The 21,656-nt window shown below is 66.2% G+C and carries 21 protein-coding genes; 8 read left to right on the forward strand and 13 right to left on the reverse strand.

Annotated elements, in window-relative coordinates; all coding sequences use genetic code 11:
* Nucleotides 1–13: 13 nt before the first annotated feature.
* From DFR72_RS05885 to DFR72_RS05905, 5 genes are all read left to right on the forward strand, one after another.
* Complete coding sequence (locus tag DFR72_RS05885; RefSeq protein ID WP_090064471.1) at nt 14–406, forward strand: ArsR/SmtB family transcription factor; 393 nt, start codon at nt 14–16, stop codon at nt 404–406.
* Between the two features lie 1,203 nt (nt 407–1,609).
* The gene (locus tag DFR72_RS05890) at nt 1,610–2,314 is read left to right on the forward strand and encodes a DUF169 domain-containing protein (protein ID WP_170176138.1); all 705 of its coding nucleotides are present in this window, start codon (nt 1,610–1,612) and stop codon (nt 2,312–2,314) included.
* 154 nt (nt 2,315–2,468) lie between these two features.
* On the forward strand, nt 2,469–2,909 hold the full coding sequence (locus DFR72_RS05895; protein ID WP_211335318.1) for an ArsR/SmtB family transcription factor: 441 nt from the start codon (nt 2,469–2,471) through the stop codon (nt 2,907–2,909).
* Entirely contained in the window at nt 2,909–3,124 is a 216-nt protein-coding gene (locus DFR72_RS05900; protein WP_143086616.1) for a hypothetical protein, read from the forward strand. Before DFR72_RS05895 ends, DFR72_RS05900 begins: the two co-directional genes overlap by 1 nt.
* On the forward strand, nt 3,124–5,373 hold the full coding sequence (locus DFR72_RS05905) for a peptidase domain-containing ABC transporter (RefSeq protein WP_143086615.1): 2,250 nt from the start codon (nt 3,124–3,126) through the stop codon (nt 5,371–5,373). Before DFR72_RS05900 ends, DFR72_RS05905 begins: the two co-directional genes overlap by 1 nt.
* A gap of 368 nt (nt 5,374–5,741) precedes the next feature.
* Here DFR72_RS05905 and DFR72_RS05910 read toward each other — a convergent pair whose 3' ends face one another.
* Both DFR72_RS05910 and DFR72_RS05915 read right to left on the reverse strand, forming a co-directional pair.
* Complete coding sequence (locus tag DFR72_RS05910; RefSeq protein WP_090063664.1) at nt 5,742–6,176, reverse strand: hypothetical protein; 435 nt, start codon at nt 6,174–6,176, stop codon at nt 5,742–5,744.
* Nucleotides 6,173–7,042 (reverse strand): hypothetical protein, encoded by an 870-nt coding sequence (locus DFR72_RS05915; RefSeq protein ID WP_211335319.1) that lies wholly within the window; start codon nt 7,040–7,042, stop codon nt 6,173–6,175. Before DFR72_RS05915 ends, DFR72_RS05910 begins: the two co-directional genes overlap by 4 nt.
* Nucleotides 7,043–7,185: 143 nt before the next feature.
* On the opposite strand from DFR72_RS05915, the gene DFR72_RS05920 reads away from it, so the two are divergent.
* A complete protein-coding gene (locus tag DFR72_RS05920; RefSeq protein WP_090063663.1) occupies nt 7,186–7,545 on the forward strand; it encodes a hypothetical protein in 360 nt (119 codons plus the stop codon).
* A gap of 38 nt (nt 7,546–7,583) precedes the next feature.
* On the opposite strand, the gene mobF is transcribed toward DFR72_RS05920, so the two are convergent.
* The gene (gene mobF, locus DFR72_RS05925; protein ID WP_170176139.1) at nt 7,584–12,023 is read right to left on the reverse strand and encodes a MobF family relaxase; all 4,440 of its coding nucleotides are present in this window, start codon (nt 12,021–12,023) and stop codon (nt 7,584–7,586) included.
* 308 nt (nt 12,024–12,331) lie between these two features.
* Between mobF and DFR72_RS05930 the strand changes: the two genes are divergently transcribed.
* Entirely contained in the window at nt 12,332–12,841 is a 510-nt protein-coding gene (locus DFR72_RS05930) for a hypothetical protein (protein WP_114773612.1), read from the forward strand.
* A 169-nt stretch (nt 12,842–13,010) separates the two neighbouring features.
* Here DFR72_RS05930 and DFR72_RS05935 read toward each other — a convergent pair whose 3' ends face one another.
* The 9 genes from DFR72_RS05935 to DFR72_RS44875 form a co-directional block, all read right to left on the reverse strand.
* Nucleotides 13,011–13,931 (reverse strand): hypothetical protein, encoded by a 921-nt coding sequence (locus tag DFR72_RS05935; protein WP_143086614.1) that lies wholly within the window; start codon nt 13,929–13,931, stop codon nt 13,011–13,013.
* An 885-nt stretch (nt 13,932–14,816) separates the two neighbouring features.
* Nucleotides 14,817–15,299, reverse strand: coding sequence for a single stranded DNA-binding domain-containing protein (locus tag DFR72_RS05940; protein WP_090063659.1), 483 nt, complete (start codon nt 15,297–15,299; stop codon nt 14,817–14,819).
* Nucleotides 15,300–15,457: 158 nt separating this feature from the next.
* A complete protein-coding gene (locus DFR72_RS05945; RefSeq protein ID WP_090063658.1) occupies nt 15,458–15,988 on the reverse strand; it encodes a hypothetical protein in 531 nt (176 codons plus the stop codon).
* Nucleotides 15,989–16,121: 133 nt separating this feature from the next.
* A complete protein-coding gene (locus DFR72_RS05950; protein WP_090063657.1) occupies nt 16,122–16,616 on the reverse strand; it encodes a hypothetical protein in 495 nt (164 codons plus the stop codon).
* The gene (locus tag DFR72_RS05955) at nt 16,613–16,981 is read right to left on the reverse strand and encodes a hypothetical protein (protein WP_090063656.1); all 369 of its coding nucleotides are present in this window, start codon (nt 16,979–16,981) and stop codon (nt 16,613–16,615) included. The genes DFR72_RS05950 and DFR72_RS05955 overlap by 4 nt, the downstream gene beginning before the upstream one ends.
* 117 nt (nt 16,982–17,098) lie before the next feature.
* On the reverse strand, nt 17,099–18,277 hold the full coding sequence (locus tag DFR72_RS05960; protein ID WP_090063655.1) for a hypothetical protein: 1,179 nt from the start codon (nt 18,275–18,277) through the stop codon (nt 17,099–17,101).
* Nucleotides 18,278–18,519: 242 nt separating this feature from the next.
* Nucleotides 18,520–18,858 carry a hypothetical protein gene (locus DFR72_RS05965; protein WP_114773613.1) on the reverse strand — a complete coding sequence of 113 codons (339 nt, stop codon included), beginning with the start codon at nt 18,856–18,858 and terminating at the stop codon, nt 18,520–18,522.
* A gap of 65 nt (nt 18,859–18,923) precedes the next feature.
* Nucleotides 18,924–19,781, reverse strand: coding sequence for a hypothetical protein (locus DFR72_RS05970; protein ID WP_143086613.1), 858 nt, complete (start codon nt 19,779–19,781; stop codon nt 18,924–18,926).
* Nucleotides 19,782–19,973: 192 nt separating this feature from the next.
* Entirely contained in the window at nt 19,974–20,783 is an 810-nt protein-coding gene (locus DFR72_RS44875; RefSeq protein ID WP_143086612.1) for a hypothetical protein, read from the reverse strand.
* Between the two features lies 1 nt (nt 20,784).
* Between DFR72_RS44875 and DFR72_RS44880 the strand changes: the two genes are divergently transcribed.
* The gene (locus DFR72_RS44880; RefSeq protein ID WP_147290323.1) at nt 20,785–20,973 is read left to right on the forward strand and encodes a hypothetical protein; all 189 of its coding nucleotides are present in this window, start codon (nt 20,785–20,787) and stop codon (nt 20,971–20,973) included.
* Here the strand turns inward: DFR72_RS44880 and DFR72_RS44885 are convergent.
* Nucleotides 20,940–21,500: a hypothetical protein gene (locus tag DFR72_RS44885; RefSeq protein WP_143086611.1), complete on the reverse strand. Its 561-nt coding sequence runs from the start codon at nt 21,498–21,500 to the stop codon at nt 20,940–20,942. The two genes, DFR72_RS44880 and DFR72_RS44885, sit on opposite strands and share 34 nt — an antisense overlap.
* Nucleotides 21,501–21,656: the final 156 nt, after the last annotated feature.

Raw genomic sequence — 21,656 nt, forward strand, 5'->3', positions numbered from 1 at the left:
GGAGGACAACACCATGGCTCCCGCAGGTTCATCCGCACAGTTGACCGTCGTCCCGGTGCCCGGCAGGGGCGAGCAGCCCGTAGTCGTGGCGAAGTTCTTCCGCGCACTGGGGGACCCCACCCGCCTGCGCCTCCTGGAGTTCCTGCTCGACGGCGAGCGCACGGTGAGCGAGTGCGTCGACCACGTCGAGTTGTCCCAGGGCCGGGTCTCGGTCCACCTGGCCTGCCTGGCCGACTGCGGCTACATCCAGGCCCGACGGCAAGGGCGCTGGTGCTATTACCGGGTGGACGATCCCCGCGTCGCCGACCTCGTCGGCCTGGCTCGCTCGCTGGCGACCGACAACTGCACCGCCGTGACCGCCTGCGGGCGCATCGACGCCCGCGGACCCGACACGGCAATCCGATGAGCACCGGTCCACGCATTCCCGCCGGGTTCCGCTCCGCATCCCGCGGCGGAATCGGAGTCCTCGTGGCCGTGCTCGCCTGCTGCGGGTTGAAACTGGTCCTGCTCGGTGGCGGGATCTCCGCGATCGCAGCCTGGTCGGGATCCCTTCACGTCCTGCCCGTGGCCGTGCTGGTGGCAGTCGTGGTCGTGGTCATTGCTCGCCTTGTCCACCGCAGGCGACGTGCCCGCCGTCTCTGCGGAACCGACGGCGACATTGCAATCGCAACCCCTGCCGTACGCGTGGCCACCGAACGGAGTCGCCGCGGAAGCGATCGGGATCGACCGTCGCCGTGATCGCGGTGAACCTGCTTCGTGCACATCGCCGATGTGTCCGCAATCGATCGATCGCACTGACTCCCTCCATGCTGGTGGGCCTTGCAGTACTGCTTGCCATCGTCCGGAGGCCACGATGACCGTCTATCCCGAAGCGGTCGGCGTCCCACCAGCCGCTTGATGGTGCTGCGATGGCGAGCATCCGAAGTCCGGGTTGCCGCGCTTCGGCCGGCATCCCGAGGCCGGCGTGTGGGGTGCGCGATGGTTACGACGTCGTGCGGTCAGCGCCACGACGAGCGGCACCCGTCCCTCCTCGGCCGAGTACGCGCCGGAGTGTGTGCGGTGATCAGGAAGGGTTGGCACGAGCGCGGTGCCCTGGGCGCATTCCTACGGCGGATCGGCCGGCACCTGCCGTAGCGACACTCCCGCCGCCGCGACGACATACGGCTGCTCCCGGACACAGGAACCATTCAGGCCGCAAGAGCAAATGAAACACCCCGCATGGGTGTACCGGTCGTGTTGTCTTGGCGGAGAGTCACACAGCAGGCCCTTGGTGGCCCCAGCAAAGTGCACCCGTCTGGCGGGTATGACACCGATCACGGAAGGGTTCAGACTGCGCATTCGGCATGCGCATTCGGCATGCCGAAAGGCCATTCAGGGGGAACGTCATCATGACGTTGAGTCGGTCCGACGATGTCCGACGACGTTGCGCGGTACATGTGGGAGCGGGTGCACGGCGACATGTCTGACCATTGGTCAGCCGTGCTCGCTTGTCGCATATTTGCGCGTTCACCTGTCATGTCTGCGGTGATGCGTTGTGTCACGCCCTGACTTCGCCGCATCCGGCGATGCGGGCCGAGTCGAAAGTCTCCACGTCGAAAGGATGCAGTTGATGAGTCATCCCGAGCTGGCCACCACCCTGACCGAATTGCTCTCGCTCGACCTGCCGCCGGTCGCGCTGTCCAAGGTCGACACGCGCCCGGAGGGGGTCGCGGACACCGGCCGCCCGGTGCCGTCCAGTTGCGCGATGTGGCGCGTGGCGGAGAAGGGCGTCTTCTACGCCGAGGCTGCGGAGCACTTCAACTGTCCGGTCGGGGCGATGGTGATGGGTTTCGAGATGCCCGAGGAGGTGAACGCCGAGTTGGGCGGCCTGGTGCAGTCGATGTGCGACGCGCAGTACTTGGAGATGTCGGAGGCCGCGAACATCCCGTCGGTGCGCAAGGCGGGGGCGGGCGTGGTCTACGGGCCGCTGGCGGACCTGCCGGTCGAGCCGGACGTTGTGCTGCTGTGGCTCACCCCTGCGCAGGCGATGGTCTACAACGAGGCGTCCGGCAACGCGAACTGGACCGCCGAAGCGGGTCAGGTGTCCGGGCGTCCGGGATGCACCGCCCTGGCGTTGGCGATGGAGTCCCAGCAGCCCAGGATGGCGTTGGGCTGCATCGGCATGCGGACGTTCACCGGCATCGCGGCCGACCGGATGCTGGCGGTCCTGCCGGGCGCCGAGGTCGGAGAGTTCGTGGAGGCGTTGAAGGTCACCGTGCAGGCCAACGCCGGCATGAAGGCGTTCTATGAGAGCAAGCTGGCCCAGTTCGCGTGACGGGTTGATGTCGCGGTCCTCTGTCACCTGGCTCTTGACCAGTCGGCAGTGACAGGGGATTGCGCATCCCGCCACGATGGTTCTACTCTCGGTCACATCGAGAAGGTTCGATCGCAAGCGGATCGACAGTATTCGATGTGGGGGATGGGCGACTGTGGCAACCTCGGGCAAGGCCATCGGCTTGGACATCGTCGAGACGCGCTCTGCGGACGCGCCGCACTGCAGTGTTCCGCTGACCACGCCGCGGTTGTCCCATGACCAGGCCCACGACCTGTCGGTGGTGTTCAAGGCCCTGGCGCACCCCACGCGGGTGCAGCTGATGAACCTGCTGGTGTCCAGTCCGTTCGCCGCGTGCGTCTACGACATCCAGGTCGCGATGGGCATGCCCCAGTCCACGATCAGCCACCACCTCAAGCAGCTCGTCGGCGCCGGATTACTGCAACGCAAGCAGCGCGGTAGCTGGGCCTACTACTCGGTGGACCGCGAGGCGATGCGCCGGTTGGGTACCGTCATCGATCTGGGCGAAGCGCCCCCGCAGCCCCTGTCGCCACAGGCACAGATCGATCCGCCGGCCGAGCAGGCGGAGGACATGTGATGCCGTCGACAAGCGGATCCGCCGCGTTACCCGGCGGCAGCGGCAACGATCGGGTGCTGTTCGGCGACGAGGCCGCACGGTGGCTCGCAGGACGGGACCACGACCTGCTGCCCGACCAGGCCCGTCCCTCGGCGGTGCGCCTGATGTGGCTCGTCCTGGCCGTCGCGTTGCTGGTTCTGGCCGGTATCGGCGTGGGCATCGGGACGGTCCTGTGATGCTCGACCTTCTCCCACGCCGGCGCAGCAGGGTTCCGGTGGTGTTGCAGGCCAGCCGTGCCGAGTGCGGCGTCGCGTGCCTGACGATGGTGCTCAACCACCACGGCCACGTGATCTCGCCGCAGGAGGTGCGGCGGTTGTGCCCGGTCGGGCGTGACGGGATCAGCGCCGGCGTCATGGTCCGTGCCGCCAAGCAGTTGGGCCTGCCGGCTGGCGGCTACCCGGCGGTCCCGGCCGTATTCGACCAGCTGCCGCTGCCGGTGATCGCGCACTGGGAGGACGACCACTTCGTCGTCGTGGAACGCATCTCCGACCGCGGCGTCGACCTGGTCGACCCCCGGCTCGGACGACGCCGGCTGCCACCGGCGGACTTCGCCGCCGGGCTGGGCAAGGTCGTGCTCAGCATCCGACCCGGCGAGGGTGCGAAGCCCGGCGGTCGGCGCCCCGAACCGTTCTGGCATCGCTACCTGCGTTCGCTGCTCGCCCTGCCCGGCACACGCAGCCTGCTGGCGCAGGTACTGCTGGTCAGCCTGGTCGCGCAGGCGCTGGTGGTCGCGATGCCGCTGGCCACCAAGCTCGTGATCGACGAGACGGGCACGCTGCGGGACTCCTCACTGATGACCCTGCTCGGCCTGGGCGTGCTGGTCGTGGCCGTCGCGCAACTGGTCACCGGTCTGCTGCGGGCGGCGTTGCTGGTCGCATTGCAGGGCAGGCTCGACACCCAGGCCCTGCTCGGGTTCAGCGCCCACCTGCTGCGGCTGCCGATGCGGTTCTTCGAACAACGCAGCACCGGCGACCTGGTGACCCGGTTCAGCAGCATCGCGATGCTGCGCGAGCTGATGACCGGGCAGACGCTGGGTTCCCTGCTCGATGCCGTGTTGGTGCTGACCTACCTCGGTCTGTTGTTCTTCGTCGACCTGACCGTCGCGCTCGCGGTGCTGGCCGTCGCCGTCGCCGTGGTGGTGCTGTTGTGGAGCACCACCCGGATGGTGCGCGAACGGATGGCGCTGGACCTGGCCACGCAGTCCGAGGCCCAGGGCTACCTGGTGGAGATGCTCGAAGGCATGTCCACCGTCAAGGCCGCCGCAGCCGAGGACCGAGCCATGGGCCGGCTGTCGACCCTGGTGTCCACCTGGACCTCGGTCACCCTGCGCCGGGGCTACCTCGCCTCCACCATCGACGCGGTCACCTCGACGCTGCGCTTCGTGACGCCGCTGCTGGTGCTGTGGCTGTGCCTGACCCGCGTGCTCGACGGCACCCTGTCACCCGGCACCATGCTCGCGGTCACCTGGCTGTCCGCCGCGATCCTCACCCCGCTGGCCTCGGTCGCGGCCAACAGCCAACGCCTGCAACTGGCCGGCGCGCAACTGCAACGCCTCGCCGACGTGCTGGACACCGCCGCGGAGCCGCGGCCCGAGCCCGCCAGGGACGCAGCACCGCTGCGGCTGCGGGGAGCGATCGAACTCGACCGGGTCGGCTTCGGCTACGACCCCTACAGCCCCGCCGTTCTGCACGACGTCACCGTCGACATCCGCCCCGGCCAACGCGTGGCCGTGGTCGGCTCCACCGGATCGGGCAAGACCACGTTCGGGATGCTCCTGCTCGGCCTCTACACCCCCACGACAGGCACCATCCGCTTCGACGGCCACGCCACCGGCACGCTCGACCCCCGCGCACTGCGCGGCCAGATCGGCGTGGTGTTGCAGGAGCCGTTCGTGTTCAGCGGCACCATCCGCGACAACATCACGCTGCACGACCCGGCGATCACCGACGAGGAGATCGTGCGAGCCGCGCGCCTGGCCGGGCTGCACGACGAGATCACCGCCATGCCCCAGCGCTACGCCACCCGCCTGGCCCAACGCGGCACCGGGCTGTCCGGCGGGCAACGCCAACGCCTCGCCCTGGCCCGCGCCCTCGTGCACCGCCCCGCCGTGCTGCTGCTCGACGAGGCCACCAGCCACCTCGACGCCGTCACGGAGACCGAGGTCCACCGCAACCTCGCCGACCAGCGGTGCACCCAAATCGTCATCGCCCACCGGCTGAGCACCGTCCGCGACGCCGACCAGATCCTCGTCCTGCACGACGGCCGCCTGGTCGAAACCGGCACCCACGACCAACTGCTCACCCGCGACGGGCACTACACCGCGCTGGTCACCGCACAACTCGACCAGCCCTCGACCACACCGCGGGTGCCCACACCAGCCACCTCCGCGACAGCGGAGACCACCCACGGCAACGGAAGGAGGTGAACCCATCATGGAGGAAATCCTGGAGCTGACCGACACCGAACTCGACTCGGTCGTCGGCGGGCAGGGCGACGTCAGCACGTGCGCCGTGAGCCCGGACGGCGTCTGCGGGTGCAGCGCCGCCGTGTAACCCCGACCAACCCACTGCAGGTGGTCGAGGTGCAACCGGTGGTGAGCGGGCCAGCTTGACCCTGGTCCGCTCACCACCGGCCCTGACAGGGCCGACGACGTCGACCCGCGCCCATCCTCCCAGCCACATGCCGAAGGCAGCCACCCGACCGCCACAGCTTTGCGATGAGCCGTCTGGGAACATCGACCATGGCTCGGACTGGATCGCCGCTCCGCTGCGGCACGAATTGATTCCGCTGGTGTCAGGATCGGTCGGGCAACGCGGTGACGTCGGGGTCTGTGTCGGTCAGTCGGCGGTGTAGTCGTTCTACCTGTTCTTCCAGTTCGGAATTTCGCAAGGCGAGAATCTGGATTCGGTTGGCGTAGACCCTGACCGTTTCCTCCATTTCACGCACCGTGGCGGCGTGTTGACCGGCGGTCTGCTTGCGTTGCCCTTTGAGGATGGCGATCTCGTCGCGCAGTGCGACGAGTTCCGGTTGACGCGCGTCGCGATTAGCCTGTGCTGCCGCCACGGCGTCTTTGAACTCCTGAGGCGAGCGGTAGAACGAGTCGCGGCCCACACCGGCTTCCCGACACAGGTTGGACACCGTCAGTTCGCCGTCGGTGGCGGTGGGTTGGCCTGCGAGCAACCGGGTCAGCGCCTGGTGCAGACGCACTTGGGTGGCGGCGCGGGTCACGGTTGAACCTGCTCGCCGTCGAGGTCGCCGATGAGACGGTCGAGTTCGGTGATGTAGCCGGTGAGTGCGATGTGCTGGAGCTGCGGGACCGGGCCGGCTTTCGTGCACGACGTCTGCAAGTCCAGGGCCTGGTCGCGGGCGGTGGCCAACCGGGGGCGGTGCACAGCCGATCGTCGGGCGTTCGGACAGCGCAAGCACATGTTGTGCTGCGGGACGGGCCGGCCGACGACCGTGGCTCGTTTGACGCAGACCGCGGTTGCCGCGTTGAAGAAGCAGTCGTTGAGCGTACCGGGATGCAGGGTTTTGGTGAGATGGCGCAGCATCGTGCGCAATCGCAGCTCGTCGGACACGACGCCGGGCAGATCTCCCAGCTCGCGTCGGATGCGCTGGAACTCGGCATCGATCCGCTCAGCCGCTCCGCCGCCGCTGTGGGCGCCGTCGTTCCAGTCCCGGTAGAGGTCCTCCACGTAGTCGAGCATGGCGACCGTCTCCTCGGCGGCGACCTCGGCGGCGAACCCGGAGTCGGAGGTTCCGGCATAGCCTTCGAACATAGTCACCTTGGCGTGGTGGTACTGCCGGGCTCCCGCGACGACGCCGAACGGCTGGTGCGCGATGTGCCACGCGAGTGTGCGGCGGAACTGCCGGGTCGTGAAGGTCCATGGCGCGTCGCCGTCGGCGGAGATGAACGGGTTCTGCGGTGAGCCGAACAGGTCGTTGACGTGCTCGCGGAACACCATGATCCGGTTGGTGATCTTGCGGGCCAGCCGGGGCGGCGTGGTCGGCCAGAGGCGGTAGCCAAACAGATGCGTCGGATCGTCGTTGATGTGCAGCAACAGGTTCACGGCATCGTGGACGACGTCGAGCACGACCCACTCGGCCTCGTCACCGGAGAGCTGACGGCCCTTGAACACCCGGCCGCGCAGCTTGTGCCGCGTGCGGCCATCGAGGGTGGGCGCGGTGATGGCGCAGTCGCGGCGGAGCTCCATTACATGCGTGCGATTCTGATGGCATGGCGAAGCGGATCACCGTGCAGGAGAACGCGCGTTACGACGCACTCGTATCCGCGTTCCGGCAGCTCGTCCGGGGTGTTCCGCGCTTGGACATCCGCGAAGGTGCAGATGGTCAACCGGTGGTCGTGGACACCGGTCTGGATCAGCCAGTGTTCGTGGCCTGCGGCGTGTGGCAACCGAAAGTCCTGCGCTACCTCACGCACTTGCAACACGACTCGCTGATCAAGCTGCTCGGATTACTCGAGGCCGCACGCGGTACGGACGCGCGCAGGGAAGCGGTGACCTTTCTCGAATCGCTGCGTCTGATCGACCCTCCGGCCATACGAACGGGCCACAGAGTGCAGGGCCCGCTCGAATGAGCAGGCGTGTCTCGGAGGTCGCCCTCGTGACGGGCGGCCTAGTGACCGTGACGTGGCCCCTGCTCGGGACCTTGCGGCTTGCGATGGAGCTCTTGTCGGCGCCGAGCAGCGCCTGTCTGCTGCGCCTTGAGGAACGCCTGCATCTCGTGGACGTCCTTCATAGACTCTGACTGGGCGGCTTGGCGGTTCGGCGGACGTTCCGACGCGCTGGACTCAGTTGCTCCTGAGCCGGGCTTGGTGGCTCGTCTGGCCTGTTGCTCGGCGGCCAGTGCCGCCTCGTAGCCAGCGTTCGCCTGATGGCCTGGCAGACCTTCACCGAGAGGGTCCGGCGTTGTGATCTGGTGCTGTTCCCGATAGGCACTGAGGTTCGCAAGAGCGGCGAGGTACCGAGCTGTCTGGGCGGCGCCTTCGGGCGTGGGTCCGAGTTGCTCGACCCATTCCGGACGGTCCCTCGCAGCAGTACGTGCGAGGTGAGCAACTCGGGCCCGGATGCGTTTGGCATCAGTGGCAGCTGCGGCGGCTAGCGCTCGTTCTCGTCCTTCCCGAGCCGTCGGCTTGGGAGGATGCGGCAACCAGGATGGCCACATCCCGTAGATCCTGTTCTCCTTGGGACCGTTCGTAACTGCTTGCGGGCTCTCGCTCGCGCGAGGTTGCAGTCGAGCCATTGTGCGCTCGTAACTCGGTATCAGAAGCTCCAGACCAGCGGCGTGATGTGGGCCGGCGGACTCAGAGACCGTCGACGTCACGGAAGCGGCGGTGGTTGTCGACGTTCGGATGCGCCATGCGACGAAGGCTGCAGGATTTTGCTTTCCTCCAACCACTTCGGGATCTATGCCAGCGAGCAGGTCTCGAGGGTTGTAGCCGCTGTCTGCGGCTTGTGCGAGGTTCTGTGCGAGTGCGGCGAAAGCTGAGCCGGCGATGACGACGTCAGTGTTTGGGTGGTCGTCCCAGGCCTCACGAAGTAGGTCTGCCACCTGATCCCGCATCTGCGCCTCGCGCGTAGGGGTGGAACCGGCACCGGAGGGTGCTGGCTCAGTCGTCCGACTCTCAGCGCGTTTGAGTACAGCGATGAGGAGTCGGCTGGCGTCCTGTACGTCGGGACGGAGCATGATCTCGGGGTTGATGCGTGCGAGTGTGTTGCGAGGATCTGCCGCGCTCGAACTCATTCGGCCGATCAAGCGGGCGACCGTACCGAAGGCTTTTCCGTTCTTCACCGCGTCAACGCCGGGGTGGCCGTTCCAGATGTCTCGGAGCAACTCCTCGGCGAATGCTCGTTGTTCGGCGCCAACGGGGAGGCGCTCTTCCATAGGTGCGTCTGGGTCGAGAGCCCGTCGTTCAGCGAACCGACCGTCCAGCTTCTTCAAGTCGACCAGGACTGGTCGGTCGTTGGCGTTGACCTCTGTGTCGGCGGCGCGTTCGACCATTTTGGTGATCACGCGGCGTCTGCGGGCGAAGGTGGAGTTTGGTTCGCCGAGTAGGTAGATGTCCTGTGAGGTCTCAAAGTCTTGCTGGGACGCGAAGGTCCACACGGCCTGGGTGTGACGTGAGGTGGCGACTAGGAAGCTGCGGTTGTCGGCGCCTGGGGCGTGGAAGAGGACGGCGCCACCGCGTTGTTGGTCGTCCTCGCCTGTCCAGGTTTTGTCGATGTTGAGGCCTTGGCTTTTGTGGACGGTGAGCGCGTAGCCGTGCGTCAAGCCGCCTTTGGCGACGTAGGAGGGGTCGAAGGTTCGGCTTTCGCGGGTGTGGCCGCCGGGGACTGCTCGAGTCCAGGTGACGGTGAGATGGCCGGTGTCGTCGATGTGGTCGATGACGCCGCGGTAGCCGTTGAGCGCGTCGGGGTCGTCTGTGTTGCGTTCGTTGATGCGGACGAGGACATGGTCGTTTTCGTGGAGGTGGACGGTGTGGCCGCCGGGCAGGTCGTAGGTTCGGCCGTGGCCTAACTCGCCTTGTACTTCGCGGATGGCTTGGGCGCTGGCGTTGAGGCGGTCAACTTGTTCGTTGGTGCTGGCGACCATGAGCAGGCCGCGCATTTCGGTGTGTGGGTCGGGTGCGCCGATGCGTTGGTCGATCCAGGTGGCGAGCATCGCGGCGGTGGTGTCCTGGCTGGTTTGGCCGATGATGAGGCGGTCGCGGTCGGCCCAGGAGGTGAGTGCTTCGGTGTAGTTGCCATCGCGCCATGCGGCGACCGCGGCGCGTTCGTCCTCGTCGGCCTGGCGGCGGTTGTCCAGGAGCGCACCACCGTCGATCATCTGGTGGACGACGGTGATCATGGATCCGCAGCCGACACCGCGGAGCTGCTTGGGGTCGAAGATCTCGACGATCTTCGTGCCGCTGGCTTGTGCTGCTTGGTAAAGCGCGGCGCGGTCTCGGTCATGGGTCATGCCAGCCTCGTCGACGATCAGTACATCGATGCCGTCCAGGCCGTTGCCGTTGTCGATGCGCCATCTCCATTGAGCGACGGTGCGGCTGGGGATGCCGGAGGCTGCTTGCAGGTTTTGCGCGGCGACGCCTTGTGTTGATGTACCGGCGACGACGAATCCGCCTGCTTCATAGGCGACGCGGGCGGCTTCCATCAGGGTGGTCTTGCCGGAGCCCGGTCCGCCGATGAGTGCGTCGAGTGCCTGGCCGGAGGTGACGATGTTGAGCAGTTCGCGGCGTTGTTCGGTAGAGAGAGCGAACCCGTTGGTGGCCCCGATCGTGGCAGCGGCCAGCTCCGCAGTGGCCTTGGAGACGCGGATCGGGGTTTGGTCGTCGTGGCTGGCAAGGGCCGTAGCGACGATGGTCTTCTCGGCGGCGATGATGTCCGCGGTGGTGTAGAGCTGGGCGTTGGCCATGTGGTCAGCGCCGAGTTGGTGGCGCTCCCCCATGCCAGCTTTGTTGTCGTCGCTGCTGCTGTGGACGATCGGGACGAAGCCGTTGTGTTCCAGGACGCGGTCGGTGAGTGCTTCGACGCTCGCGTGCGTAGCGCCGTTGGGCAGGGCGTCGACGACGGCGGCGATCGCGTCAACGCGGGAGAATCTGCGCGAGTGCGCGGTCAGTCCGCGTTCAGCGTCTTGCAGCGCGATCGCGAGATCGAGGACTGTGGGGGTTCGAGTTGCCTCCTCTGGCATCACCGGGACGTGTGCGTTCTGCACCATCAGATCTGGGTCGAGGCCGGCATCGAGGGCGCGTTGTCGATAGTGCTCGCGGCGTGTCGACTGTGGCTCTGTGGAGTTCTCCTTCGCACGACGAGTTTCCTGCTTGACCATGCGTTTTACCGAGCGCGAGGCGTCCTGTTCGGTGAAGCCGAGGTCGAGGAGCATGGCCTGGATGTCGGCGCCGCGCTGTGAGAACTCCTTGATGGCGGCGTCTGGGATGGATGCGACTTCCCATTGGTCGGTGCGTTCGGAGCGGCGCCAGGCAATGCCGTATCGCTGGGTGAAGACGTGTCGGACACTGCCATGCAGGAGCTTCGCAGCTGCGGGGATGTGTCGCATGAGGTCACGTCCGCCAGCCGCTACAGTGCTCCACTGGCCATCGGGGCCTTTGGTCATGTTGGCGACGGTGTAGTGCACGTGCCAGTGCGGGTCGCCGTGAGTTCGTCCGGCCGCGGGCCGGGCTGCGGGGTGGATCATGGCCCATCCCGCGAATCCGTTGCCGGGCACCTTGATGGCCGTTGAACCGTCGCCGTGGTGGCCGCGCATGCCGTAGGCGGTGTTGGTCTCCAGCCAGCCGAAGGTGGCTGCGCCTTCCTCGATGTAGATGACGTCGAGGGCGTTGCCGGTTTCCTCGTCGACGAATTCGCGGAGTACTGAGAAGCTCTTCGGCAGGGTGAGCGTGATGTCGTAGCCGCGGTTGCCGACGATGATCCGGTTGTCGACTACCTTCTCGCTCTGCGTTCCGTCCTCGGCGGTGATCGTGACGGTCTTGCTGAGCTTCGCGGCTGCGGCTTCGAATACTCCGGGCTCCCAGACCGTCGTGAGCCGTAGTTCTGCGGCGTCTGCAAGCTGGCCGGCGTGGTCGGCGCGGAGCATGGCCACTTCGCCTTGGCGTGCAACCGCGCGTTTGGCGCGGTTGAACATGTCGAGCATGCGCTTGGAGGCGGCTCCGGCCCAGCGGCCTTGGCGATGGCGGAGGACTTCGGAAACGTCCACTTTGGCCTCGCGCGCGACGCCCTCGATCATGCGAACGAGCTGTGCGACAGGCACTTTGGCTTCGACCGGCACACCGAGTTTGTGCTCGACGAGCTGCTCGCCGGTGCGGGGGTGGTAGCCGTCCATCATGGCTCGGGCGAGCGGGAACTGTTCCGGTGTCAGCTCTGTCCCGGCTTCGACGCCGAGGTCGGCAAGGGCTTGGCCGATCCAGATGAGCGGCCGTTCGGCGTCCGTGCGGTATTCGAGTTGGGCGTCGCCGGAAATGCCTACGACACAGCCATGTTGCTGTCCGAGCCGGTAGTCGATCTGCTCTGGAGCGCTACCGATCGGTGTCACCCAGGACACCGGACACACCTCTCCCGTCGCGTTGCGCGTGGGAGGGTTAGAAGATCATCTTCTTCGTATCGCGATAGCGATACCTTAGTCCAAAGTAGTTGTCCTTCGCAGGCGCAAAGCGCCTGCGCCTGATCGCGCAGCGATCAGCACGGGTACTGCCGGCCCGCAGGGCCGTCGACTTCCTCGGGCCAGGCGGATCCGCCTGGCCCGGTGCTGGCGTGCGTGTGCGTCGTGCTCCTGTCGCTTGCTTGGGCGCGTGGTGGCGCGTGTGTCCTATGGTCCGCATCGGGAGACCGACCACTCCGGAGGGGGTTGGGGTGAAGACCGCGCGACAGATCAGGCAAGAGCTGCGGACCGAGGAGCAACAGCGGCGGCGGGCGCGGCAGGAAGCCGTGTTGGCGGTGGCGGCGACAGGTTCCGCCGCTGCGAAGGAGCTGGAGGCAGCAGAGCGTCGTAAGCAGGCTCTGCGAGAGAAGCTGGAGCAGGACCTGGCCGCAGAGGACGCGAAGATCGACGCGAGGGAACTTGCTGCGGGGCGGTCGGTGGTTAAGGCGTTGACCGGGGCGACGCTCGGTGCGATTGGCGCGACTTTTCGGGATACCGAGCTGCACAGGCACACGGGGATTCAGCTGGCGGTGCTGCGACGATGGGCAAAACGCGCTCGCGAAGCTGATGAGCAGTCAGCCAGTGAGGTCGGATCGCCCGAGCGCGACTCGCATCCGACTTCTGAACTCGGCACGCACGGGGGCGCGGGTGAGCGGGAGTCGATGAGTTCGAGTGTGGTCGACGCGCCGGTGCCAGCTGTTGATCATGGCGGCCGCGAGTGAAGTGCGCCGCCGCAGGCGGTCCGATGCGCCGCAGGCGGCGGGTGTGCGAGGGCGGCAGCCCTCGCTCGGGGTGTGCCGGGCTCGATGCCCGGCACACCCCGGCTTCGCGCGCGGCGCTGGCCGGTGACGCACTCTTGGGGAGCGTGCGTCACCGGCTCTGGCAGGGTTGTTATGCGGCGGTTGCGTAGTGCGTGATTCGGGTGGTGGGCTTGTCGGCTTCCCATCCGAAGTTGGCTCCTACCAGGGTGACCATGTCGTGTTGGTCGGCGGGCGCGTATGCGGGGATCTCGTTTCGGAGCATGGTTAGCGCGGTCTTGCGGGTGAAGGTGTTGGCGATGAACTTGCACCGTGCGGTGATGACCTCGTCGCGCCACGCGGTGGCGGGCAGGGTTGGCAGGCCTGGGCGGTTGGCGCTCCGACACCAGTCACAGAGTCCGTCGTTGTGGTTGCGGTTGTCCTCCGCACTGCGTTCGGACCAGCAGTAGACGCACAGGTGACCCCGGATGGCGGGAACGGCTGCCTTGTCGTAGTCGATCTCGTAGTTGAACGGCGTTTCGGCAATGGGGGGCTGGTCGTCGACGCCTGCGCGGCTCCACTGGTAGGTGTGGGCGGTCCTGGCGCACCGAATGGCGGTCGCGATTTCCTCTTTGGTCCTGCGGCCGATGCGGGTGGAGGGGTCGAACTTGCGGCGGATGGGGCCGAAGTCGGCGTGGTCCTTCGCGCGGCGGGTGCGCAGCTCTGATGCTTTGGCGCGGACCGGGAGGTGTACGTCTGCGCGCAAGACCTCGGGGTTGTCGGGGGTCTTGACCTCGGCGGGTGGCGTGGTGGGTTCGATGTACAGCGTGACGCACGTTTCGATGAGTTCGCGGTGTTCGTCGTTGCTGCGCTTCCACGCGTCGCGCAACCGGGCGTCAACGGTGTTGTGGTGGTGCTCGCGGGTCCACGCGATTCGGGCGAGCACTTCAAGGGTGTCGGGGTCTGCGGTGTCGAGGATCTCGGCGGCCAGTTCGCGGGCTTCAGCGAATCCGCCAAGGTCGAGCATCAGGTCCATTTCTTCGAGGATTTCCGAAATGGAAGCGTCGTTCTTCATGAGAATTAACCTCTTGTGGTGTCTTTTGGGTCACCGGGGGTCGCGGTCCCCGGTGCGTTTCTTTCTTGCGGTTCGATCTTATAAAGAACGGGCCGTCAATGCAAGTCGTTTGCGGCCATCATCAGCAATAATTTGGCTTCTTTTTGCTGTTTAACGCCTGCGAAGTCTGGCAATTGCGAGGCAGTGATGAAAGGGGCGGCGCGTCACAAAAGGGCAGGCCAGGGGCCTGCCCTTGTCTTACTGACCGCGGGTCGGTGGCGGTCTGTCAAATCGACGGGATGGCCGATGATTTTTGGCGCCCGAATTGCGTGGCGGTAGGGGCCCCGCGCCATTCGGGCGCCAAAAATCATTGGACAGGCGATTTGACAGGCCGTCACCGGCCCATACAATGCGCCGCCCCTTTCAGCGCTTCCGTAGGTGAGTCGAACATCGGAATCAGCTACCGTTTTCGGGTCTTCACCATCGTCAGACGGGATGTTCGGCCGTCCGGCGTCGGGGACCGCGTAGTTCCGGGCCGACTGTGGGCGCACGTTCTGCCGAGGTTTCGTGCCTCATGGTCGCTTGTTGCGGACGACTGCCGGCGGCGAAGGCGTGCACGCGGCTGCCGTAGCCCTTGGGCTTGCCGATGGTGTGCGTCACGCGGAGTGCCAGATGCGAGAGTTCGGAAGTGCCTCGCACGACTCTGAGAGCGGGCGGTATGGTCTGAAGGTCTCCAGTGAATTGGGCATGGTGTGCCTTGGGCGCTGGAGCATCGTGCTGGCGGCTGACTGTCGCGGTTCCGTCTTCGGGCGGTGGGCCTCGTGCCTATGCCGCCAGCACACCCCTCTTCGTCCTGTCATCCGCTGTGTATCCGCGTTGGCAGGTCCACCAGCTCACTGGCACGACTCAGGCCGCTGCGGGAGTTTCAGCGGCAGCCTCGCTGCGGCGGCGTTGCGCTTCTTGGAGCTGACGGGTGATGTGGGCGAACGTGTCGCCGACTCGAACTGGTCGCTGGCGGGGTTTGGCTGCCCGCGATGCGGTGACAGGGCCGCGCTGTGCACTGGGGCCGGCGTGGACCGCTTTGAGGAGGAAGGCGGGGATCGTCTTGCCGGTGGCGGGGTCGATGGAGTCGTTATTGGCCAGGTGGCCGTAGACCATGATCTTGAGCCCGCTGGTCCAGTTGCTGTCCAAGATGTGCTTCGCGAGAGAACCGAAACAGGCGACCTCGAGGAAGGATGCAGGGCCGTCGACCCAGCCTCCAGCGTTCTTGTCGTACCGCCGTTCGTTGTTGAGTCCGAGGGTCATCCTGACTTCGAAGCTGTCGGAGTTCTCGATCTCGCGCGGCTCGCCGCGCAGGTCGCCGATCTGGGGGATGAGGTTTTCTGCCATGGTGCAGCTCCTGTACGAGGCTGGTTGAGTCGACGAACCGCGAACGTGCTCAGCAGCGGTTCATGCGTCCGCGCTGAGTGGCGGTTGGTTCGCAAGGGGTGGCTTATCGCCGGATGGAGAGATCCGCGGGCGATGAAGGATGCTCACGAGCTCGGGGGTTAGGGCAGGTCGCCTTCGTGTACGGCGGCGGCTAGCCGTTCGGCGTAGACGTAGCGGTGGGCACCGTGGCTGAGTTTGATCGTGTACCAGGTGTAGCCGACGATGACGCCGCCGCAGTCTCTGGTTTCGTCGTGGTCGTCCATCTCGACGCCGGGCCACCACATTCCCCAGGCGTGGAGCTGCACGGCCTGGCGGAGTGCGGCGTCGATCCACGCCTGGAAAGGTGCTGTGTACCAAGGCGTTCCATCGGCCTCATCCCTGTGTGGCAGTGCATGGCTGCGAACTCGGACGAGTAACGGGTCTGGGGAGTGGGCTCGCAGAGATTCCCGGACGGGCTGCAGTTCAGCGATCACGGGTTGCGCGAGTGCTGGGCGCCCGCAGCTCAGGCAGTTGTTCCACATCGGGTGTGAGTGCCGGCAGAGCAGAAATCCGCTGAGATAGGCCATCGCCTGGTCCAGGTCGGCGGCGTGGTCGCGGACGATGTCGCAGACGAGCGCGTGCATCGCGTCCGCGGTGCGGGTCGCGTCCATCGCGAGGCTGTGTCTCCTCTCTGATCCGCGCTGCTGGTGAACACGCGACATCGCCTCCGGGCCCGTCTGTGGCGGCAACGCGACGTTCTTTGACCTTGGTGGGGGCTGAGGGTGCCGAGTACATCGGCGATGGCTACTCCTCGCAGGAGCGCGGCGGCATGAAGAGCAGGCGAGTAGTGCCGCGCGGGCCGGAGTCGGTTGGTGCGCGTTCAGCGCGAGGACGACTGGTGCGGGTGTGCTGGCTGCGGATGCTGTTGTCGTGGGCGTAGTTGACGTATGGGCGTGGGCTTCCAGCCAGGACGTGAGGCAGGGACAGATTCGCGATTCCGACGTTGTGTTTGATGATCGGTTCGCTGGTGCGCGGGCTGGTTGCGGCGAGGGTTGCCTCGATGCCGCGGAATCCCGCGTTGGTGAAGGCGAGGATCTGGACGTGCTCGCCCACGCTGAGATCGCCGTGGGCGTCCCAGTTCCCTCCGTTGGGGGTTGTCCACTCCCCCACCATGAACGGGGTCCGTACGATCGCGTCCCGCTTGTAGTACTCACGGGTCATCTGATCGGCGAGACTGTGCCCTGGGTACTTCCTGTCGAGTGCGGTCTTGATCACCGCGTTCGGGTAGTGGATGCTCACCCGTTTCCTCGCTTCTGTTCCTCGTGGTGTGGGGCTTCACGCCCGCATTCGGCGCACGCCTGCCATGCGAGGCACCATCCGAGGAGGTGTCGCTTGTGGAAGGGGTTGTTGAGGGTTCGCCATCCTGTGCGAGGCAGGACGTCGCACGCCTCGACTGTGAGCTGCTCGCGTGGCGTGAAGCCGTTGCGCGGCTCGCGGATGGTGATCATCAACCGCACCTTGACGATTTCGCGCCCGTGGTCCTGTGTTCGGTGGGTGCCTAGGATCTTGGCGGGCAGGTCTCCCACGAACGACGCGTCGTAGTGCACGAGGTCGCCGATGGCGAGGACGGGGTGCCCGGGGTGGCGAACCATGTTGTCGCTCATGCTCTTGCCTCTGGGGTTACAGGCATGCCTACGTTGCCGCGGCAAGGCGAATGGGTATGTGGTGCGGGGAGTTCAGCCACCGAGGCGATGATCTTTGCCGGGCCGACTGTTGTCCTGCTACGGGCGGGTCGTTTGCTCGCCCTGTGGTTGCGCGGCCCAGTCCTGTTCGGGGACGAGCGGGTAGCGGCTGATTCCCAGCTTGCCGGTGGCTTCGCGGACGGCCTTGACTGTGCCGCCGTACTGGGAGCGGGCGCATGCGTCGCACAGCGGTGTGTCGTCGCCGCTGTCGTGGACGTAGCGGGTGGCGAGGCTGGTGCAGTAGTCGCACCGCGGCTGAGCCTTGACCCACATCACCGCGGTGCGTGGAGCGTTTTCGGCCGCGAGGACCATGTCCACTGCGATATGTGGAGTGCTGGCGAGTCCGACCGTGATGGTGACAGTGCCTCGATCATGCCGCAGCCGTATTGCGTAGACGTGGCCTGTCCCGATATCGGTGGCCGAAGGCTGCCCGGCGTGGGAGCTCACGTCACGCCCGGCGTGGGCGATGATCGGCTCATGTCCGTGTTGGTGCTCCAGGCAGATGCCGTCGGTGCGGTCGATGATCCATTGGCCGGCCGTGTGCACGGCCGTGCCGGCGGAGCGGCGCCGGTTGAACCATTCCGCGCCTGCCATCGTGAGCTGGTGGATGTTGTGATGGCAGTGCCGACAGGCCTTGAGCGGCTGGAGGAGGGGCTCGCTACCGGCATGGCGTTCCCATTCCGCGCAACGTTGGCAGATCGGGATGGGACCGAGCCCGCTGTCCGTAGGTGTGTCGCGCATGGCTGCCGCGGGTTCGAGACACATCAGGCTCCAGTTGCACTTGAGCTGACGGTCTGACAGGTAGATCAGTTCCTGGGCCTCGTCGTAGTAGGTGCCGGGCAACAGTGCCGCGATGTCGATGGGCATGGACCGTCCCCGCCACGGCGGAATGTCACGGGTGGGGCGGATCGACCAGCCGTCCGTGGCGTAGTAGAGCCACCTACCCGCGGTGGCCGTGAACTCTTCCGTGGACACCAATCCTCGGTCCCAACGATGTACTCCGCAGTGCAGCAGAGCCGCCATGCGCGCCATCGCGATCGGCAGCGACGGGAACTCCTCGGACCACTCGTTGACCACGAGGTCCGACCACGCGAGCTCGTACCGCTCGGCAGCCAGCTTGGTGATACGGACATCGATCGCCTCATCGGTGTAGGCCAGGCAGGTCTCGTCGGGACTGTGACCGGCGCTCTCCTCGTCAGGCCTGCTCTCAACAGGCATGGGCGCCCCCTTTCAGAGCAAGTCGTGTTCGGGTTAGTCGAGACGTGTGGTGCCGCGCGCCGTCGACAGTGGCGCGGGTGCGATTGCGAGCCCCGGTGCGGGCAGCACGGTGGGCTCGGTGAGGGTGAGAAGAGCGCGTGTCCGGATCCGGATCCGGTTTGCCCCGGCGGCACACGCCGTGCTGGGGCCGTGCGCGGATGGCTACTCGGCCAGGGTGCTCGAGTGAGTGTGCGTGGGAGGTGTCAGTCTCCGATGGGGTAGCCCGACACTCCTCCGCAGCGGTCGCACTCGGTCGCGTTGTACCAGGCGTACTGGCGGTTGTGCACGGTGCCGGCGTCGTTGGTGCCGCAGTAGTCGCACGACGTGCGCGGCCACACGCTGTGTCCGTCGGTATCGCGCGAGTCCGCGTGCACCCATCGCTGGGACGGGTGGGCCTGGCCGGTCGGCTGGGTCACGATGATCCGGTCGCAGCCCTGGTGCTGGCACACTGGTAGTGGATTGAGGATGGGTACGTCTCGTTGCGGCAACGTGCAGTAGTTGTGTGCCTGCTTGCCCGCGTACTTCTCCCGCGTCGTCGTCATGACGCAGCTCCTCTCCGTAGGGTTGCTCGCTGGAACCGGGCCATGTGGGGAACTCTTGTGGCGGGCTAGTAGAGGTCGCCGTCCTTTGTGAACTCGAAGGAGGATCCGGCGATGCATTCGCGTGCGTAGGACTCGCTGGACTTGAACTCCTCCTGCCTCTTGCCGGCCTGCCACGCGTCGCCGAGGGCGTTGCGCACGGCCTGTTCCATTGCCGTGCACTGCTTCTCGGTGACGCTGTCGGCGATGCGCGCCGGGCAGAGCGGTTCGCATCGGGCAGGTCGCGTGACGACGACCAGTAGGTGGGGCTGTCGCAGCAGCGCAGCACGCAGGCGTGTCACGTGGCGCGTGGTCCAGCGCGGTGCACGCCGCACGGGTGGGCGTGGCTCGCAGGTGCAACAGTCGTCCTCGACGTGGACGTCCACGATCGTTGCTTGGAAGCGACACGTGAGCTGAACGTGGCTTATCCCGTCGCTCCAGGGCAGACGAGGCGCGTTCGTGCGGTCGAGACGCCCGCCGACGGCCAAGTCCTGCGACCGGTCCAGACTCCACCAGCCCACTACTACGCCCTCGATGCCCTGGAAGTCCGCGGCGCCGTGCTCAGATGCGTCTGGGTTGCCCAGCAGGATCGCCAACTCGTAGGTCATCTCGTCGGTGACGTCCTGCGAGTCGCCGTCGTCCCACCAGTCGGACGACAGTTTCTGTCGGATGACGTCAACCGCGCGCTGTTGGGCTTGCTCGTTTAGTTCGTCGAACCCGTACACGTCGGTCCTGGTGATGATCGAGTGCATGGTCAACTTCCCTAGTGGACTGATGCGTCTGAGAGTTATGGCGCGACGAAGCGCTTCGTTGCAGCCCAAAGGGTTCAGTGTTCTTGCTGTGACAGCGGTCAGGATCTTCCGTGTTGTGCCGGTGAGTCCGTCCACTGCGATAGGCGTGTGGAGGGTGGGTGTGCCGCGCGCCCGCACTCGTCCTGGGGGAAGGAGACGAGGGGCGGCGCGGCACACCCGGACGGTGATGCCCGGCCTGTGCGGCCGTGGCACCACGAGGTTGGTGTACGCGTCAGCGGAGAAGGTGGTCGAGCTGACGTGCTGATGCTTTGACGGCGGTAGGACGGTTCAGCTCGGGATAGTGCGCAGAGCGTGGGCGACGTGGTCAAGCCAAGCTCCTGCTTGCTCCGCGCTGTGCCTGGTCGTCAGGTAGAGCGCGACGAGGCAGCGTGTTCCCTGAACACAGGTGTCTCCGTCCATGGCCAGGGCGAGGCTGCGGAGGTTGTGGTTGCGCATCGCCTCGTCGGACTCGAAGCGTTCCAGCCATCCGCGTGCTCCGAGTTCGATGAGCAGCGGTCGAGTTCGTGCGTCGAGAGGTTCGCCTGTCTGCACTCGCTCCATGATTTCCGCCCAGGGGCTGAGGACGCTGATGCGCGCTGCCTGCCACGCAGAGCTCAGCACGTGTTGTTGTGCACGGACGCGGTCAGCGTGGTCGGTTCGGCGGCTGTACTCGCGAGCTGCGTGCCCGAGTCGGGTGAACGGTTCAGCGGTGGGAAAGTCGATGTGATCGGCGAGCTCGTGAAATCCACGGAGGAAGTCGTCGAGCGCGGCCGGCGCGTTGCACGTCCCCCAGCCCAGACCGAGAGACATCGCCTGGTCGATCCGCACAGCGTCAGCGTTGACCACGACATGACGATCGTGAGCGAGTGTGAGCTCGACCGGGACTGAGGGTGCTGAAGCACGGTGGTATCCGAGTTGGCTGGTCCAGCACCACGGGTCACGTTGAAACGCTGCGGGGAAACGAGGGTCGTCGACGACGTCACCGAGAAAGGGCTGACAGGTGTGGTGGACCGCGACGGATTCGGCGTTGGGCGGTGTCTGCACGAGCTCTTCCTTTGGTGTGGCGGTGCCGTTTGCGGCTGGGCTGAAGGTGGTCACCGTGTCAGTGCGTCGGGCAGAGTTCGTCGCGTTGTGCGGAAGAGTCACCAGCCTCGGCGCGTGCGTGGCCGGGCTGTCGTCGCTGCACTGGCTAGTGATCGAGAACCTGTCGGTGCTGCGGCGTGACGGGCTCGTGGCGGATCTGGCGGATCATGATCACTGCGCGAGGTTTCCGGGCGAGGTTCCTTGATCAGTGTGCGGGGTTGCCGTGGTCAGGTCGGAGTGCTGTGTCAGGTAAGACTCGTCGTTCCCGCGAATGCGGAGTTGCTCGACCCGGTGGCGGAACGCCGCTGCGGAGAGGATCTGGGTAGCGAGTTCGGCGTGCAGGAGAAGAGAGTCGGCCTCGACGTAGCGGTTGAGGGCCAGCAGGCTCAGCGTCGTTGACGGGAGTTTGTCCACGTGTGCGACGTTGGTTTCTACTCCGTGGCCGATGCGTCGTCGCAGGACGGCGTCGATGCGGTCGACTGGGTTGTCCACGCGGTGGACAAGTCCGGCCGGTACGAGGGCGATGGAGCGGCGACTGACGTTGCGCAGCAGCAAGGCATCGTCGCGATAGGACGACAGGTCGTAGCTGTGTCCGTGGGGGCGTTCGGTGATCGCGGCGACGCGGTACCGGCCCCAGAATTTGTCTAAGCGGCCTTCGTAGACGACGTAATCGCCTACGGTGGGTGATGCTGCGCCGAGTTCGCCGACGCTGGGGCTAGGCAGTCCGTACATGGTGACCTCCGGGCAGGCCCGCTTCGCGAACCTGTTGTCAGGTAAAAGCTGCTGCGCGAACTGATGCGCGAACCTGGGCGAATTGGTGCCATTGCCACTAGGTGCGAGCCGCCGGTACCTCCTTGAGGCAAGGAGGTACCGGGATTGCGCTGATGG

The organism is Lentzea flaviverrucosa (genome assembly GCF_003350445.1).
Taxonomy (GTDB): Bacteria; Actinomycetota; Actinomycetes; order Mycobacteriales; family Pseudonocardiaceae; genus Lentzea; species Lentzea californiensis.

Excerpts from the sequence above, each read along its gene's own strand:
- DFR72_RS05940 (WP_090063659.1), bottom strand. The coding sequence starts at position 15,299 with ATGGCAGAAAACCTCATCCCCCAGATCGGCGACCTGCGCGGCGAGCCG.
- DFR72_RS05920 (WP_090063663.1), top strand. The coding sequence starts at position 7,186 with ATGGCGAAGCGGATCACCGTGCAGGAGAACGCGCGTTACGACGCACTC.
- DFR72_RS05905 (WP_143086615.1), top strand. The coding sequence starts at position 3,124 with ATGCTCGACCTTCTCCCACGCCGGCGCAGCAGGGTTCCGGTGGTGTTG.
- DFR72_RS05960 (WP_090063655.1), bottom strand. The coding sequence starts at position 18,277 with ATGCCTGTTGAGAGCAGGCCTGACGAGGAGAGCGCCGGTCACAGTCCC.
- DFR72_RS44885 (WP_143086611.1), bottom strand. The coding sequence starts at position 21,500 with ATGTACGGACTGCCTAGCCCCAGCGTCGGCGAACTCGGCGCAGCATCA.
- DFR72_RS05890 (WP_170176138.1), top strand. The coding sequence starts at position 1,610 with ATGAGTCATCCCGAGCTGGCCACCACCCTGACCGAATTGCTCTCGCTC.
- DFR72_RS05885 (WP_090064471.1), top strand. The coding sequence starts at position 14 with ATGGCTCCCGCAGGTTCATCCGCACAGTTGACCGTCGTCCCGGTGCCC.
- DFR72_RS05955 (WP_090063656.1), bottom strand. The coding sequence starts at position 16,981 with ATGAGCGACAACATGGTTCGCCACCCCGGGCACCCCGTCCTCGCCATC.
- DFR72_RS05935 (WP_143086614.1), bottom strand. The coding sequence starts at position 13,931 with ATGAAGAACGACGCTTCCATTTCGGAAATCCTCGAAGAAATGGACCTG.
- DFR72_RS05900 (WP_143086616.1), top strand. The coding sequence starts at position 2,909 with ATGCCGTCGACAAGCGGATCCGCCGCGTTACCCGGCGGCAGCGGCAAC.
- DFR72_RS05945 (WP_090063658.1), bottom strand. The coding sequence starts at position 15,988 with ATGGACGCGACCCGCACCGCGGACGCGATGCACGCGCTCGTCTGCGAC.
- DFR72_RS05965 (WP_114773613.1), bottom strand. The coding sequence starts at position 18,858 with ATGACGACGACGCGGGAGAAGTACGCGGGCAAGCAGGCACACAACTAC.